The following is a 16,744-nucleotide window of genomic DNA, read 5'->3' on the forward strand; positions in this document are numbered from 1 at the left end:
GGCTTAATAATTAAAGTTGGTTAATTTTTGATATATACCAGATAGTTTCTGAATCTATAATTAACTCTAGAATATGAATATTTGTTTGAATATTATTCATTTCAATATACATTAATTATGAGATTGTCTAGTCTTAGTATAGTAGTACTTTTTTCTTTTGTAAGTTTAAATTGTTTATCACAGAAGAAAAATAAATCAATATCATCAAATAAAACAAAGCCAAATATACTTTTTTTGTTAGCAGAAGATATAAGTACAGATTTAGAATGCTACGGTATGCCACAAGTTAAAACACCTGTTTTAAATAAATTGGCTGAAAATGGAATTCAGTATATGAATGCTTATGGAACAAATTCAATTTGTTCTCCAAGTAGATCGAATATGATGGTAGGTGTACATCAAAATATAATAAATGCACAGCACCATAGGTCGAATAGAGAAATTCCTTTAGCACAACCTTATCAACCTATTACGAAATACTTGCGAGATGTGGGGTATACATGTATATTAGGTAATAAGAAGGTAAGAGCTGTAGGAAAGAAAATTGATGTTAATTTTAAGCACAATCCTTTGGGCCCATGGAATGGAGAAACAGAATTTGGATTATTTGATAAAATTGGAGATTTTCAAGTTGCAGATCAACCATTTTTTGCTCAGGTAACTTTGCACGTTACACACAGAGGGGGATGGTGGAATAGTGTAAGTAATCAATCTAAACATAAGGTTGACCCAGATAAAGTAGTTTTACCTCCATATTATGCAGATACCAAGGAGATTAGAGAAGACTGGGCAAAATATTTAGATCAAATGGAGTACATGGACTATGAGGTTGGCTTATTACTTGAAGACTTAGAGTCCAAAGGAATGAGGGATAATACCATTATTATATTCATAGGCGATAATGGGCGTTGTAATATTAGAGGAAAAGGGTACTTATTTGAACCAGGACTGCATCTACCTTTAATTGTTAATTGGCCTGCAGGATTATCCGGGGGTAAAAAAGATGAGCGTTTAGTGGCATCAGTTGATGTGGCTGCTACAATATTAGAGGCAGCGGGAGTGGAGCTCCCAGGATATATGACGGCAAAATCTATTCTTAATGAGAATACAAAATCAAGAGAATATATTTATTCGGCAAGAGATTTATGGGATGAAGTTTTAGAACAGTCTAGAGCAATAACAACTAAGAAGTATAGATATATTAGGAACAATGTAACGAACCAATCCTATGATGCACACCAAGCCTATTTGGAGTTTTACAGGCCGGCAGTTCATATAATGAGAGGATTATTTGAAACGGGTAAACTTAATGATTTACAAGCTTCATTCTTTAAAAAAGACAAGCAGCATGAGGAATTGTATGATATTGTTAATGATCCTTTTGAAACCCAAAATTTATTGAATAACCCGGATTACAAATTTGTTGCTAATGAAATGCGAGGCTATTATGACGATTGGAATTCAAAAAATCATGACCACGGATTAGATCCAATTAATTGGGAAACAACAGTTTACCCGGGGGCCTTAGATGTGGTGGCTTGGATTAAAAAAGAAAAACCAGACGTAATTAAAAAAATGAAAGCAGGTATTGAGCCAAATTATGGTAAACTAGCAAATGAATTTAAAAATTATCATGCAAAAAAGAATTAATATGAAAGTATCTTTCAAAACAATTGGGTTAAGTATAATTTGTATTTCATCATACCTATTGAACTATGGACAATCATTAAGGGATGTAATAGAAAATCCTAATATTGTTGAAATCAATAAATTACCTGCTAGGGCGACATTTTTTGCATTTGAGACCAAAGACTTAGCTCAAGCAAATAATATACAGGCTTCTAACAATTACAAATCTTTAAATGGATTATGGAAGTTTAAATGGACCAGAAATCCAGAAAATAGACCAACAGAATTCTATAAAGAAGGTTATGATGTAGAAGATTGGAAAAATATACCTGTACCATCAAACTGGGAGTTAGAAGGTTATGGGGTTCCAATTTATACCAATATTCCTTATCCTTTTAGTTTTAATGATAAACCCAATCCCCCTCAAATTCCAGATGGTTATAATCCTGTTGGATCTTATAAAAGAACATTTGATATCCCAGAGAATTGGGAAAGTAAAAAAATCACCATTCATTTGGGCGCAGTGAAATCAGCTTTTTTTATCTGGATTAATGGAGAAAAAGTGGGCTATAGCCAGGGCTCTAAGTTGCCTGCAGAATTTGATATTACAAATTACCTCAAAAATGGCAAAAATACTATTGCTCTAGAAGTATATCGTTGGTGTGATGGCAGTTATCTCGAAGATCAAGATTTTTGGAGACTCTCAGGTATAGAGCGTGATGTATATTTATATGCAACGCCTAAAGTTCATATTCAGGATTTTGTGATAGTTTCAGATTTAGATCAAAACTATCAAAATGGACTGTTTGACTTTAAAATAGATGTGGCCAATTCAAATGCAAAGAAGGCATCAGGTTATATTAATATTCTATTGGAAAGCGAATCAAAGGAAGTCTACAAGGCCTCAAAATCAATAGAAATTGAAGCTAAGACATCATCAGCTTTAAATTTTGAAAAAGTTATACCAAATGTAATGCATTGGACAGCCGAAACGCCAAGCCTATACAAACTGACTATTGATTTATTAGATAAAAAGGGACGTGTTTTAGAATCTACAACGCGACAGATAGGTTTTAGAAATATCAAAATTGAAAACGGTCAAGTGTTGGTTAATGGCCAACCTATTCTTATTAAAGGGGTAAATAGGCATGAGCATGATTATAAAAGTGGGCATGTGATAAGTAGAACAAGTATGCTTGAGGACATAAAAATATTTAAAGCCCATAATATTAATGCAGTAAGAACATGTCATTATCCAAATGATCCTTATTGGTATGAGTTATGCGATCAATATGGTATTTATGTGTATGATGAAGCTAATATTGAGTCTCATGGAATTGGATATAATTTATCAGAAACATTAGGAAATAAACCAGATTGGCTTTTGGCTCATATGGAACGTACAGAACGAATGATTCTAAGAGATAGAAACCATCCTTCAATTATTTGTTGGTCTTTAGGAAACGAAGCCGGTAATGGCTATAATTTTTATAATACCTACTTAAGAGCAAAGGAACTTGATGTTACGCGATTTGTTCATTATGAGCGAGCGTTATATGAGTGGAATACAGATGTTATTGGAATTATGTATGCTAAATACAAAACCATAGAGGATTATGCTAAGGATGATAGTCAAGAGCGTCCATTTATATTATGCGAATATGCCCATGCCATGGGTAACAGTTTAGGCGGTTTTAAAGAATATTGGGATTTATTTGAATCCTATGACAAGCTTCAGGGCGGATTTATTTGGGATTATCAAGACCAAGGACTGTTAGCAGAAAAACATGGACGACCTTATTTTGCTTATGGCGGCGATTTTGGACCAAAAGGAACTCCCAGTGATCATAATTTCTTAAACAACGGATTAATTCAAGCAGATAAAACACCTAATCCGCATATGTATGAGGCTAAAAAGATCATGCAAAATATTAAATTCTATAAAGAGCAATTAAAACTAAATGAAGTAAAACTTAAAAACTGGTATTTCTACAGAGACTTATCCAATTACACATTGGATTGGAATGTAATGGAAAATGGAATAGTTATAGAAAAGGGTGTAATTAATACTTTAGATATTCAACCTCAGCAAAGCAGTGTAGTTGAAATTCCTTTTAAAACAAGTGTTACGAAGAATAAGGAATATTTTCTTAATCTTTCTGTGAAATTAAAAGAATCAGAACCTTTAATGGAATCTGGTTTAGAAATTGCTCGGGATCAATTTTTATTAAATTCTGAAGAGATCAATATTACTGAACCTGAATTAGATAATACTAGTTTAATTACAAAAGAGTCCGAAGGCAGTATTAAAATATCTAATGATGTCTTTCAAATTGAGTTTAGTAAGACATCTGGAACAATTGCTTCATATATATATCATGGCGAAGCCATTATTTCAAAAGGAGCCCAGATTAATTTTTGGCGTGCCCCAGTGGATAATGATTATGGTGCAAACACACCTAAGATATATAGAGAATGGCTAAAGCAAGGTAAAGAAAATCATAATGTGTTAAACCAAATAGAAAAATCAGAACACAATGTAAAGTTAACTTTTATTCAGGAAATGCTTAACGGAGATGCGTTATTTACGCAAACATACCTTGTGGCTTCTAATGGTGTGATTAAGGTTGAAAATGATTTTAAAGCCCTAAAGGGGAAGGCTAATATTGGTGCTAGAATGCAGAACAAATTAAAAAAGAATGAACACGCCAATATCTATAAATTCGGAAATGAATTTGAATTATCAAATGATTTTAACCATACGAAATGGTATGGGAGAGGTCCGGATGAATCTTATATAGATAGAAAAAACTCTACCGATGTAGGGCTCTATTCCAGCGAAGTTAAAGACTTGTTTACTATGTATGCTAGACCACAGGATAATGGGAATAGAACTGATATTAGGTGGGTTGAGTTCTCAAACTCTAAAGGTATAGCAATACGTTTTTATGGAAAAGAATTATTAAATTTTTCTGCCTCTCACTTTAAAACGGAAGATTTAGACTCGGGTATAAGTAAAAAAACCACACAAAAACATGGTAGATTATTAAACCCCAGAGAAGAGGTGTACTTAAATATAGATGGATTCACTTCTGGCGTTGCATGTGTAAACAGCTGGGGAACTTTGCCTAGGCCAGAATATATGTTGCCGTACCAGGATTATTATTATAGTTATTGGATGGTGCCGAGTGAAAATTGATAAATTAACATTAATAGGAATAAACGAGAAGCTTTTATTGCCCCGTTGAAAGTGCATAGAATTGAGTTTACAAATACTGCGTACATTTGTTGATGAGTAAGGGTAGTAAATATTTAGATTTTATTAAGAAGTACTCTATATATGAAAGGATATTAAAAATGTGGTATAGGCCAATGCGTTAAGAAATTTTGTAACATTAGAATTAATCTACTAAGGCAGATGATTTTCTAATAATGAGTTCCGTTGGCAATACAATGTTTTTTTCAATTTTTTCGTCTGTAGTTGAAGCCACCTGTTCTAAAAAGACTTGAGCAGCTATTTTACCCATTTCTAAAGGGGATTGATCTACAGTTGATATAGAAAGCTCCATAAATTTAGTAAAAGGCTCATTACTAAAGCCTACAACAGCAAACTCATTAGGTACTTTAATATGCTTCAATTTTAATTCTTGAATAGCCCCTAGAGCTGCTAAGTCACTGGCAGAAAAAATAGCATTAGGCGCCGGATTTAATTTTAATAACGATTTTAAGCTGTTACTGCCTGAAATTCGATCACTCGAAGTTTGAATTACATAATCTTCATTAAATTCTAAGCCGTTATCAATAAGCGCTTGTTTGTATCCCAAATAGCGATTTTTATAAATTTCAATAGAGCGATTACCTGATAAATGGGCTATCCTAGTGTAACCCTGCTTAATTAAATGCAAGGTTGCGTTATAGCCACCTTCAAAATCATCTATAACAACAGAACTTACGCCTTTCATTGTTTTTTTTCTATCAAAAAATACAAGAGGAATGTTTTTGGCGAGCACACGATTAAAAGGCTCTATTTCTTTGTTTGAAGAGGAAATTAAAATACCATCAACTTGGGCATTTAGTAAAGTGTCTATACTTTCGTTTTCTTTACTTTCATCACCATGGGTTTGACATATTATAATATGATACCCTTTTGGAGCTAATTCATCTTCAATGGCCCTAATAATTGATCCAAAAAAGTTCATGTCAATTCGTGGTACAACAACACCAACATTATAGCTTTTACCACTTTTAAGCGCTAGAGCTAACTTATTTTGCTCGTAGTTCATTTCAACGGCTGTTTTTAAAACGAGCTTTTTTGTTGTTTCACTTATTTTAGAATTATTATTTAAGGCTCTAGAAACTGTAGCTGCCGTAATGCCAAGTTTCTCGGCAATATCATATATGGTAGTTTTTTTCTTCAAATTAGATGGTGTCGTTTAAATGAGACTCTAAAAGTAAGTTATTTTTCTAGAAACTAGAAATGTAATCGATTGCTTATTTTTATGCTTATATCATCAGCTTTAATATTTAACCCAAAGCGTGGATGATGAGCTATGGATTAATATTCTTGGGAATAGGATGATTTATAGGAAAAACATTTGTGTAGCTGCATGCAATTAAATATATTTGCGTAATCGATTGCATAATGTGATTTAATAATAGAATTTAAAGTATGAGTAAAGTAATAGTTTTAACAGGTGCAGGAGGCGTATTGTGTAGTACTCTAGCAAAGTCATTAGCTAAGGAAGGTCATAAAATAGCCGTTCTAGATTTAAGAATAGAAGCTGCAAATAGCGTGGCGGAGGAGATTAAAGCCGATGGAGGTGTTGCATTAGGTGTTGCCGCTAATGTTTTAGAAAAGGAATCTTTAATTAAGGCCAAAGAAATTGTAAATAATGAATTGGGTGCATGTGATATTTTAATTAATGGCGCCGGTGGTAATCATCCTTTAGGAACTACCTCTAATCCGTATTTAGAGCAGGAAGATTTATTAAATAAAGAGGAAGGGTTTAAAACGTTTTTCGATTTAGATCCAAATGGGATTAAATTTACCTTTGATTTGAATTTCATTGGCACATTGCTTCCAACTCAAGTTTTTGCCGAAGACATGGTTGGAAAAGCAGGGTGTAGTATATTAAACATCTCCTCAATGAATGCCTTTACACCTTTAACCAAAATACCAGCATACAGTGGAGCAAAAGCTGCGGTTTCAAATTTTACCCAATGGTTAGCAGTGCATTTTTCTAAAGTTGGTATTCGAGTAAATGCTCTAGCTCCCGGTTTCTTTTTGACAGATCAAAATAGAACATTATTAACAGAATCTGATGGTAGTTTAACACAAAGAGGACAACAAATTATTGATCAAACTCCAATGGGACGCTATGGCGAACCTGAAGATTTGGTTGGAACAACGCTTTGGTTATGCGGTGATGGTGCAAAATTTGTTACTGGCGTGGTTGTACCAATTGATGGTGGATTTGCGGCCTACAGTGGCGTTTAAAAGTTTTGTTGAAATTTTTAGCATAGATGGCTTTAAGAACAATTGAATAATAAAGAAAAAATCCTGTCTAATAACACAAGGTAGGTATTTATAAAATGGATTTAAAATTAGAACAAACATGGAGGTGGTACGGGCCAAACGATCCCGTTTCTCTTTTAGATATTAAACAAGCTGGGGCTACCGGTATTGTTTCAGCTTTACATCAAATTGCGAATGGCGAAGTATGGTCAATAGAGGATATTAAAGAGCGAAAAGCACTCATTGAACAAGCTGGACTTTCATGGTCTGTGGTAGAAAGTGTTCCCATTCATGAAGATATTAAAACGCAAACAGGGAATTTTCAGAAGTATATTGAGAATTATAAGCAAACGCTGACTAATTTAGGAGCTTGTGGTATAGATACTGTTTGTTACAACTTTATGCCTGTTTTAGATTGGACGAGAACGAGTTTAGATTTTGAAGTTGAAGATGGGTCTAGAGCGCTTCGTTTTGATGCTACGGCTTTTGTTGTTTTTGAAGTGTTTTTATTAAAAAGACCAGGAGCAAAAGCGGGTTATTCAGCTGAAGAATTGGAAAGGGCGGAAGCGATGTTTAAAACCATGAGTGATGCTGATAAACCCTTACTTATAAAAAATATTATTGCAGGATTACCTGGAGCAGAGGAGGGGTATACCTTGGAAGAGTTTAATCAAATCTTGGCGACCTATAGTAATATTGGTCCAAAAGAGTTGAAAAACCATCTTTTTTCCTTTTTGAAGGAAATTATTCCTGCTGCTGAAAAGGCAGGAATATTAATGTGTATACATCCGGATGATCCTCCGTTCCAAATTTTAGGATTGCCTAGAGTGGTTAGTACGGAGCAAGATATTCGTGATTTGTATGATGCGGTTGATAGTCCAAATAATGGTTTAACATTTTGTACTGGTTCTTTTGGTGTTCGTCCAGATAATGATTTACCGGGCATGGTGGAGCGTTTGGGAGATAGAATCCATTTTATTCATTTAAGAGCGACCCAGCGCGATGCCTTTGGTAATTTTTATGAAGCCAACCATTTGGAGGGCGATGTTGATATGTATGGGGTTATGAAAGCGTTAATTTTAGAACAAAGAAAAAGGCAATTAGACGGGCGTAAAGATTTAAAGATGCCTATGCGTCCAGATCATGGCCATCAAATGTTGGATGATTTACATAAAAAAACAAACCCGGGGTATTCTGGGATTGGCAGACTAAGAGGTTTAGCAGAACTGAGAGGTTTGGAGTTTGGTATTTCTAAAAGCTTAAACTAATGTCTGCTATAAAATCTGATTTGTTTATATCTGATAATTTTCTGCTTAATTCTAAGGAGGCAGAAATTTTGTATCACAATTACGCGGCAGCAATGCCCATTATAGATTATCATAATCACTTATCTCCAAAGCAAATTGCTGAAGATTTGCCTTTAAGGAATATTACAGATGCTTGGCTAGATGGCGATCACTATAAGTGGCGTGCTATGCGAGCCAATGGCGTTGATGAAGCTTTTATTACTGGTGATACGGCAAAGGAGGAGAAGTTTAAAAAATGGGCTGAAACCGTTCCTTACACGTTAAGAAATCCACTATTTCACTGGACGCATTTAGAGCTAAAACGCTATTTTAATATTGATGATATATTACAAGCTAGTAGTGCTTCTGAAATATATGCTAAAGCCAATAATGTATTAGCGTCAAAAACGCCATCTCAATTACTAGAGCAGATGAATGTTGAGGTTATTTGTACTACAGATGACCCTATTGATAGTCTGAAATATCATAAGGCTATTGCTGATAAAAAGATATTTACTAAAGTATTCCCAACATTTAGACCAGATGCATTACTTTCCATTGAAAAGGATACGTATTCGGATTATATCTTGAAATTGGGAACCTGTGTTGGTTTTTCTATAGATAATGCAGATGACCTTATAAACGCTGTACAAAGTAGAATTGATTATTTTCATGATCACGGTTGTAGACTATCTGATTACGGATTGGAGCAGATCTATGCTTATGATTTCAGCAAAGAAGAAGCCAATACGATTTTACAAAAACGACTAAAAGGTTTAGAAATTTCCTTGGAAGAATCTAATTTGTTCGCTTCATTCCTGTTACTTGAAATTTGTAAAATGTATCATGCCAATGGGTGGGTACAACAATTTCATTTAGGCGCTATACGTAATAATAATAGTAGGTTGTTGGGGCAAATTGGTTTAGATGCGGGCGTTGATTCTATTGGTGACTCAAGCCATGCTAAGGGAATGTCTGTACTCTTCAACAAATTGGAATCTGAGGACCAATTAGCTAAAACCATAACTTATAATTTAAACCCGGCTCAAAATGAAGTGTTCGCAACTATGATGGGAAATTTCCAAAATGGTGACGTACCTGGTAAGATGCAATGGGGCTCTGGATGGTGGTTTCTAGATCAAAAAGATGGCATGGAAAAGCAGTTGAATACCCTATCAAATATGGGACTATTGACTCGGTTTGTGGGTATGTTAACCGATAGTCGTAGCTTACTATCTTTTCCAAGGCATGAATACTTTAGAAGAATTTTATGTAATTTGATTGCCGAAGATTTAAACAAAGGTTTAGTGCCAAATGATATAGACTTCTTAGGGAAAATCATTCAAGATATTTGTTATAATAATGCAGTTAACTATTTCAAGTTTAATTAAACAATAGTGTTCTATGAAAAATAAAATAATGCTCCTTGTTATTCTTTTGACAAGTTTTATGTCTTGTAAGAAAGAGGATGGCACTAAGATGCTTTATTTAGGTCATACTTTACCGCAAACACATCCTGTTCATAAAGGGATTTTAGAGTTTCAGAAGGCCTTAGAATTAAAGTCAAAAGGTACTTTAAAAGTTAAAATTTTCCCGGATGCGCAGTTAGGTTCAGAACGTGAAGTTTTAGAATTATTACAAATAGGTTCTGTAGCTGCAACCAAAGTTAGTGCCGCGACCTTATCTAATTTTGTACCTGAGTACCATATTTTGGGAATTCCCTATTTATTTCGTGATAAGAATCATCAATTTGATGTTTTAGAAGGCGAAATAGGCAAGTCCATATTGGAGAAAGGAAGTAAGTTTTGGCTGCGTGGACTTTGTTACTATGATGCAGGAAGTAGAAGTTTCTATACGAGTAATAAAGCCATAAGAACACCTGATGATCTTAAAGGTTTAAAAATTAGAGTAATGAATAATCAAATGGCCATTAATATGGTGAATTCTATGGGCGGTTCTGCCACACCATTGGCCTATGGAGAACTATATACTGCTATACAACAAGGTGTTGTTGATGGCGCGGAAAACAACCCACCATCTTTTGTGTCTTCAAATCATTATGAAATTAGTAAATATTATACTATTGATCAGCATTCATCTGTTCCAGATGTGCTATTGATAGGAACGAAGTATTGGGATAATCTAACAGAAGAAGAAAAAGTATGGGTTCAGGAGGCTGCCGATGAATCAGCGCAAGCTCAAAAGAAATTTTGGAGCGATTCTGTTGATGAATCTATGAAAATAGCTAAAGAAGCTGGTGTAGAGATTATTATTCCTGACAAATCATTATTTGCAGAAAAATCAAAATCTGTAGTTGAAGAATTTGCGAAGGAATTTCCTGAAATGGCACCAATAATAAATAAAATTAAAAATAATTAATACATGAATAAATCGGAACTTATTTTTAATAAAGTGAGTCGCATTCTTGAGATCTTTATGATCATCATCTTTGCGCTTTTAGTTTTGGATGTTCTTTTTCAGGTGTTTTCAAGATACCTTTTAGGAGAGTCTTTCACTTGGACAGAGGAGTTTGCTCGATTTGCCTTAATATGGATGACTATTTTAGGAGCCGCTTATCTCAATGGGAAGCAGGAGCATTTATCTATGGATTTTTTATATGACAAATTCTCTGATGTCAACAAACAAAAAGCATCTATCCTTATCGAGGTGTTAATATTCCTTTTTGCACTTATCGTTATGGTTGTTGGAGGCTTAAATTTGGTGTATACCACATTAATTTTAGAGCAGCTATCAGGTACATTAAGAATTCCTTTGGGTTATGTTTATGCCATATTACCTTTTAGTGGGTTTTTAATTATGTGCTTTTCTGTATATCACATTTCAAATATTTTAAAAAACAAAATCAATAATTAATTATGAGTATAGAAGTTATAAGTATTATCGTTTTGTTTATTAGTTTCTTCGGACTTTTATTGATGAAAGTACCGGTGGCCTATAGTATTGGTATTGCTACTACATTGAGTTTATTATTGAATATAGATAAACTACCGGGGTTAACTACAATTGCACAGCGTATGACTACGGGTATTGATAGTTTTGCCTTGTTAGCCATTCCATTTTTTATCTTGGCTGGTGATATTATGAAGCGTGGTGGTATTGCCAATAGGCTTATCAATTTTGCTAAGTCATTAGTGGCAAGTCTTCCCGGAGGCCTCGCATATGTTAATATCTTGGCTTCTATGTTATTTGGGGCCATTTCAGGGTCTGCTGTTGCTGCTGCATCGGCTATTGGTTCCATAATGACCGACAGAATGGAAGAGGAGGGCTATCCGCGTACAATAAGTGCTTCTGTGAATATTACAGCCTCTACCACGGGTTTACTAATTCCACCTAGTAATATTTTGATAGTGTATGCCTTAGCTAGTGGCGGAACAGCTTCAGTAGCAGCATTATTTATTGCGGGGTATTTACCAGGTATTTTATTAGGTTTAGCCATTATGGGCTATGTTGCTTTTATTGCTATCAGTAAAGGTTATTCAAAAGGTAAACGATCTACTTTGTTAGAAATTTGGACGTTTTTTAGAAAAGCCTTTTTTAGTTTATTACTACTTTTCATCGTGGTTGGGGGCATTGTTGCAGGTATTTTTACCGCAACGGAAGCTTCGGTTATAGCGGTTTTATATGCTGCTGTTTTAGCATTAATGTATGGAGATATGAAAATGAAAGATTTTCCTTCGGTACTTTTATCTAGTGCCAAAACAACGGCTGTGGTGATGTTTTTAATTTGTACCTCTATGGCCATGTCTTGGTTGTTTTCTTTTGAGGGTATTCCTGAGTTGATTAGTACATTTTTACTAGAATCTTTAAATAATAAATTCGCCATCTTTTTGGCTATTAATATTATTTTATTGGTCATTGGAACTTTTATGGATATGACCCCTGCAGTATTAATTTTTACACCTATTTTCCTTCCTGTAGTTACAACTTTGGGTATGGATCCTGTACATTTTGGGATTGTTATTGTATTAAATTTATGTATTGGTATTTGTACGCCTCCTGTGGGGACCTTACTATTTGTAGGTAGTGGTGTGGCAAAGGTTTCGGTGACACAGGTGATAAGGCCGCTATTGCCATTTTTAGCAATTATGGTTGCTGTTTTAATGCTAATTAGCTTTATACCAGAAATTTCTATGTTTTTACCAAGGCTATTTGGTTTGTAAGAACAACGTGCTTACATGTTTTAGTCTAAAACCATAGATTAATTAAAATGAAATCAATGGTTATTTAGAAGTAAAAAAAATATAATTAATTAGGCATAAAAAAACTAACAGAACTATACATACAAGTGTAGTTCTGTTTGTTTTTTTGTTTAGAGACCATAAGTTTTACCTATGACCCATTATTCGTTTGGTGTAAAATATTGTTTAACGTCCAATAAAGTCTTACCGAGAATATTGGACTAAAATATCTATCCTTATTTTAAACTATTACTATAAGCAACGATAAGGATACCTAGAACCATACAAGTAAGCCCAAAATATAAAAAGCCTTTCGCTTTGACTGAAGCTTTAACCCATTCTTTAGTGATTAATCCGCTAATAATTGCTGTTACAACACAAGAGGTATTAAATATGGCATAACCAACGGTATTGCCGCTCTCTCCCAGCTTATAAGCCGCGTAAGCAAATAAAGCTGATGCCGCATAATGGAATACAGCCATTATTAAAATAAGGACAAAGTTTTTACTAAATGCTGGGGTTTTAAAATCTGCCCAAGCTTTTTTCTGAGATAATTGCCATAAGAAATACGCGGTCATAACAATACCGCCACTAATAAAAATAGGAAACATTACAGCAACAGCCGTTACCCATTCCGGATTGCCAGCGGCTTGACAAGCTTCGTGTAAGTAAGGTCTTCCGGCAGCGTTGGCATAACTAAAACCTGTGGCTAATAAACCTCCAACTACAGCAATTAATATTCCAGTAAGCATTGACCCTTTACCATCATTCTTTTCACCTGCTTCTACTTCATCTTTTTCTCTAATTAATCCTGCTTTTCCATTGGCAAAAACACCTATTAGAACTACAAAAAGGCCAATTAATATGGTTATAAAAATGTTTGATGCAGGTAATGCTTCTTCCAAATAGGGTAGTAAGGATCCAACTAAAAGAATAGTACCTATGAATAGTGAGAAACCTAAAGACAGACCAATATGGTTAATGGCTTTTCCCCACATCATAACACCTATTCCCCAGAGGAAACTAGTTAAGCCCATCTTAATCCAAATATCTGTTGGCATATTTCCAAAAATATCTCCGAAGCCATTAATTAAACTTACAGATGCTATAATGGGCACAACAAACATGGTTAGTAGAAAGAAAAGACTCCAGGTATTTTCGTATTTAAAATCTTTAGTAAATTTTTCAGGGAGTGCATATAATCCCAACATCAATCCTGCAAAAATTGCTAATAATACGCCTTCAATCATAATTTTGGTGGTTTAGTGAATACTTAGTTTATGTTCTTTTTTCAAGTGTTATTTTATGAAATTTTAAAAACGGTTTTACTTTTAAAGGTTTCTCCCGCTTTTGTTATAGATTTTGGTGAACCTGGAATATTAGGTCCATTTTGATAACGATGTGTTTCGCAACAGAAACCACGATATTTACCATACTGTTCTCCGTTTTCTCTTGCTAATTCATTGGAGGTGTATTTACCAGTATAAAGCAACATACAGGGCTCTGTTGTTGATACATCAAGACTGAGTCCATTATCGCTGCTTGAGATGGAAGCCACATGCTTTAGGTCTTCATTGGGATTATCAAAAATATAAAAGTTTTCAAATCCATCTCCCATAGCATCATGCACATCCCCAATACGTTGTCCCACTCTTAAATCATCTACTTGCCCTTCAAGGTTTACAATTTCACCTGTAGCAGCTCCGGTTTCATCCATAGCCAAACGTTTATCAGTATTGACCTGTGCTATATGGTTTTCAACGGTTTCTGTAAAACTTGATAAATTAAAGTAGGTGTGATTAGTTAATGATAAGGGAGTATCTGCATCAGGCATTGCTGTATAGTCAATACATAATTCGTTATCATTACTCAATCTAAAAATCACGGAGACATCTACATTTCCTGGAAATCCCTCTTCTAGGTCTTTGCTTTGAAGTGTCATTTTAATTGACGACTTATCAACATTTTCAACTTGCCATATTTTCTTGTCAAATCCAACAATCCCGCCATGTAAATTATTATCTCCACAGTTATCTGCTAATTGAAAAGTTTCTCCATTTAAAGTAAACTTTGAATCTTTTATTTGAGAGCAATACCTACCAACCGTACAACCAAAATATGGGGAGTTTCCTTGGTAAACATCTGAAAAATAGCCCTCCAGAGTATCAAAACCACACACAATATTTTGTAATGTTCCATTCTTATTTGGAACAATGAATGAGGTAATTGTGGCGCCATAATTCGTTATTTTAAGTTCCATACCTGTATCATTGGATAAGGTATATAAATAAATATCTTGATTTTGATAATTCCCGAAAGTGCTTTTAGTTTCTGCCATTAGTTTCTTTTAGATTAGTTTTTTAACATATATATAATAAACGCCATAAGTTTTATCTCCTTCCATAAAATCTGCTGTAAACAGGGTTTTTCCAGCCTCTAAATTCAATTCAAAAAGGACTTCTTCTGCGTCGGCATGAATTGGTTTTTCATAAGTTTCACCAAATAGTGCTATTCGAATTTTGTCAGGAGAAATGGTTTTATAATTGAATAGATACTCAGCATTTGTTTTAGGCATTCCGGTTATTGAACCTGAATTTTCTATAGGCCATCTTCTGCAGGAAATTTGATATTTTCCATCCTCTGAGAATTCTAACGCATATTGATTATTCTTGTTATAAATTCCTTTAGCTATTTGTTCTTGCTTCCAGACCGGGCCATGATCGCCAATGGCATTTTGAATGGTCAATTTTGTGATTTCTTGATTTGCACTCCCAATAACCTCGTAGGCGAAATTATTATACTCCTCTCTTTGTTGTGCTTTTTCTATAAAATCCTTATTTTCAGATAGGAGATGATGGACTACTTCAGGAAACTCATCAGAAATATCATTATTTTGGAGTGGATCTTTCTGAATGTCATATAGTTCTTTACCATGCAATAGGCGCCAATTCCCTTTCATGATGCATGTTTTTGCAGTAGGGTGTGGGGGTTTCCAATCTTGGTTGTTATGCACAAAAACGGTTCTATTGGTATTTGAATCCGATTTTCCATAGATTGCATTAGATAAATCAATACCATCCATATTCATGTTTTCAGGTAGGGTCAGTCCGCACAAATTAGAAAGTGTTGGCAGTAAGTCAATATGTGCTGCCAAAACATTAACATCTGTACCGCCTTCAATTTCACCGTTAGGCCATCTAATAAAAAATGGTACCCTATGTCCTGCTTCCTCAATATCACCTTTTTGCCCTCTAAACCCCATATTATAACCAATAGTATTGTCCGGACTATTACCAAACTGGCCACCATTGTCAGTAGCAAAAATGACTATGGTGTTTTCAATAAGATTCTGTTCTTTTAAAAACGTATTTAATTGGCCTATATTTTCATCAATATTAGCAATCATGCCGTAAAAATTAGCACTGGGAAAAGCCTTTCCTTCTAGATTCTTATACGGCTCAGCATATTTTTCAGCGACATTTAATGGCGAATGTGCGGCATTTGTGGGTAGGTATACAAAAAATGGTTTATTCTTATTAGCCTTAATAAATTTCTTTGTTTCATTAAACCAGACGTCTGTGCAATAGCCTTCAAATTGTTGCGGTGTATTATTTTTAGAATATACATCATCAAAATAGTCATTTCCCCAATAATCAGTGATTTCGCTAATACCACCGAATTGATGATGGATTGCTTTTTGAAACCCTTTGTCTGTTGGTCTTGACGGATAATTATTTCCTAAATGCCATTTACCAAACATACCTGTTTGATAACCATTCGCTTTAAATACGTCGGCTATGGTTTTTGTGTTTTCATGTAAAGTCGCTCTTCCTTTAAAAGTTGCCCAAGCCCCGTTATTAATAGGATACTGTCCTGTCATAAATGCAGAACGTGTAGGTGTACATACTGGACTTACATGAAAATCTGTTAAACGAACAGATTCTTGATAAAAGGCATCAATATTAGGGGTTTTTAACCAAGGATTTCCATGACAGCCTAAATCTCCTATACCTTGATCATCGGTTAAAATAAATATAACATTCGGCTTTGTATATGGCTTTTCTTTTTGACTACAGCTCCATAATAATGGAGCCATAATCAAAAAATATATGGTT

The 16,744-nt window shown here is 34.4% G+C and carries 12 protein-coding genes; 8 read left to right on the forward strand and 4 right to left on the reverse strand.

Annotated elements, in window-relative coordinates:
* Positions 1-198 precede the first annotated feature (198 nt).
* Positions 199-1,650, forward strand: coding sequence for a sulfatase family protein (locus tag IE051_RS13735; protein WP_373294371.1), 1,452 nt, complete (start codon positions 199-201; stop codon positions 1,648-1,650).
* 1 nt (position 1,651) lies between these two features.
* The gene (gene lacZ / locus IE051_RS13740; RefSeq protein WP_189361621.1) at positions 1,652-4,828 is read left to right on the forward strand and encodes a beta-galactosidase, LacZ type; all 3,177 of its coding nucleotides are present in this window, start codon (positions 1,652-1,654) and stop codon (positions 4,826-4,828) included.
* Between the two features lie 202 nt (positions 4,829-5,030).
* Here the strand turns inward: lacZ and IE051_RS13745 are convergent, their stop codons facing one another.
* A complete protein-coding gene (locus IE051_RS13745) occupies positions 5,031-6,047 on the reverse strand; it encodes a LacI family DNA-binding transcriptional regulator (RefSeq protein WP_189361623.1) in 1,017 nt (338 codons plus the stop codon).
* Between the two features lie 251 nt (positions 6,048-6,298).
* Here IE051_RS13745 and IE051_RS13750 point away from each other — a divergent pair, with 251 nt between their 5' ends.
* From IE051_RS13750 to IE051_RS13775, 6 genes are all read left to right on the forward strand, one after another.
* A complete protein-coding gene (locus tag IE051_RS13750) occupies positions 6,299-7,126 on the forward strand; it encodes an SDR family oxidoreductase (RefSeq protein WP_189361625.1) in 828 nt (275 codons plus the stop codon).
* 95 nt (positions 7,127-7,221) lie between these two features.
* The gene (gene uxuA, locus IE051_RS13755; protein ID WP_189361627.1) at positions 7,222-8,412 is read left to right on the forward strand and encodes a mannonate dehydratase; all 1,191 of its coding nucleotides are present in this window, start codon (positions 7,222-7,224) and stop codon (positions 8,410-8,412) included.
* Positions 8,412-9,821 carry a glucuronate isomerase gene (uxaC, locus tag IE051_RS13760; RefSeq protein ID WP_189361630.1) on the forward strand — a complete coding sequence of 470 codons (1,410 nt, stop codon included), beginning with the start codon at positions 8,412-8,414 and terminating at the stop codon, positions 9,819-9,821. The genes uxuA and uxaC overlap by 1 nt, the downstream gene beginning before the upstream one ends.
* A 13-nt stretch (positions 9,822-9,834) precedes the next feature.
* Positions 9,835-10,809 carry a TRAP transporter substrate-binding protein gene (locus IE051_RS13765; protein ID WP_229796817.1) on the forward strand — a complete coding sequence of 325 codons (975 nt, stop codon included), beginning with the start codon at positions 9,835-9,837 and terminating at the stop codon, positions 10,807-10,809.
* A 3-nt stretch (positions 10,810-10,812) separates the two neighbouring features.
* Positions 10,813-11,304 carry a TRAP transporter small permease gene (locus tag IE051_RS13770; RefSeq protein ID WP_189361632.1) on the forward strand — a complete coding sequence of 164 codons (492 nt, stop codon included), beginning with the start codon at positions 10,813-10,815 and terminating at the stop codon, positions 11,302-11,304.
* Positions 11,305-11,306: 2 nt separating this feature from the next.
* The gene (locus IE051_RS13775; protein WP_229796818.1) at positions 11,307-12,611 is read left to right on the forward strand and encodes a TRAP transporter large permease; all 1,305 of its coding nucleotides are present in this window, start codon (positions 11,307-11,309) and stop codon (positions 12,609-12,611) included.
* A 254-nt stretch (positions 12,612-12,865) separates the two neighbouring features.
* Here IE051_RS13775 and IE051_RS13780 read toward each other — a convergent pair whose 3' ends face one another.
* Genes IE051_RS13780 through IE051_RS13790 form a run of 3 tightly spaced genes read right to left on the reverse strand, consistent with a single transcriptional unit; the run spans position 12,866 to position 16,725 of the window.
* Positions 12,866-13,879 carry an L-rhamnose/proton symporter RhaT gene (locus tag IE051_RS13780; RefSeq protein WP_189361634.1) on the reverse strand — a complete coding sequence of 338 codons (1,014 nt, stop codon included), beginning with the start codon at positions 13,877-13,879 and terminating at the stop codon, positions 12,866-12,868.
* 53 nt (positions 13,880-13,932) lie between these two features.
* Entirely contained in the window at positions 13,933-14,967 is a 1,035-nt protein-coding gene (locus IE051_RS13785; protein ID WP_189361636.1) for an aldose epimerase family protein, read from the reverse strand.
* Positions 14,968-14,976: 9 nt separating this feature from the next.
* A complete protein-coding gene (locus IE051_RS13790) occupies positions 14,977-16,725 on the reverse strand; it encodes an arylsulfatase (protein WP_189361638.1) in 1,749 nt (582 codons plus the stop codon).
* Positions 16,726-16,744 lie beyond the last annotated feature (19 nt).

This window comes from Algibacter mikhailovii (assembly GCF_014651495.1).
In the GTDB taxonomy this organism is placed as follows: Bacteria; Bacteroidota; Bacteroidia; order Flavobacteriales; family Flavobacteriaceae; genus Algibacter_E; species Algibacter_E mikhailovii.

What these genes read in the sequence shown, in the direction of transcription:
- IE051_RS13785 (WP_189361636.1), bottom strand. Translation starts at nt 14,967, where the DNA reads ATGGCAGAAACTAAAAGCACTTTCGGGAATTATCAAAATCAAGATATT.
- IE051_RS13780 (WP_189361634.1), bottom strand. Translation starts at nt 13,879, where the DNA reads ATGATTGAAGGCGTATTATTAGCAATTTTTGCAGGATTGATGTTGGGA.
- IE051_RS13775 (WP_229796818.1), top strand. Translation starts at nt 11,307, where the DNA reads ATGAGTATAGAAGTTATAAGTATTATCGTTTTGTTTATTAGTTTCTTC.
- IE051_RS13765 (WP_229796817.1), top strand. Translation starts at nt 9,835, where the DNA reads ATGAAAAATAAAATAATGCTCCTTGTTATTCTTTTGACAAGTTTTATG.
- IE051_RS13770 (WP_189361632.1), top strand. Translation starts at nt 10,813, where the DNA reads ATGAATAAATCGGAACTTATTTTTAATAAAGTGAGTCGCATTCTTGAG.
- IE051_RS13790 (WP_189361638.1), bottom strand. Translation starts at nt 16,725, where the DNA reads ATGGCTCCATTATTATGGAGCTGTAGTCAAAAAGAAAAGCCATATACA.
- uxaC (WP_189361630.1), top strand. Translation starts at nt 8,412, where the DNA reads ATGTCTGCTATAAAATCTGATTTGTTTATATCTGATAATTTTCTGCTT.
- lacZ (WP_189361621.1), top strand. Translation starts at nt 1,652, where the DNA reads ATGAAAGTATCTTTCAAAACAATTGGGTTAAGTATAATTTGTATTTCA.
- IE051_RS13750 (WP_189361625.1), top strand. Translation starts at nt 6,299, where the DNA reads ATGAGTAAAGTAATAGTTTTAACAGGTGCAGGAGGCGTATTGTGTAGT.
- uxuA (WP_189361627.1), top strand. Translation starts at nt 7,222, where the DNA reads ATGGATTTAAAATTAGAACAAACATGGAGGTGGTACGGGCCAAACGAT.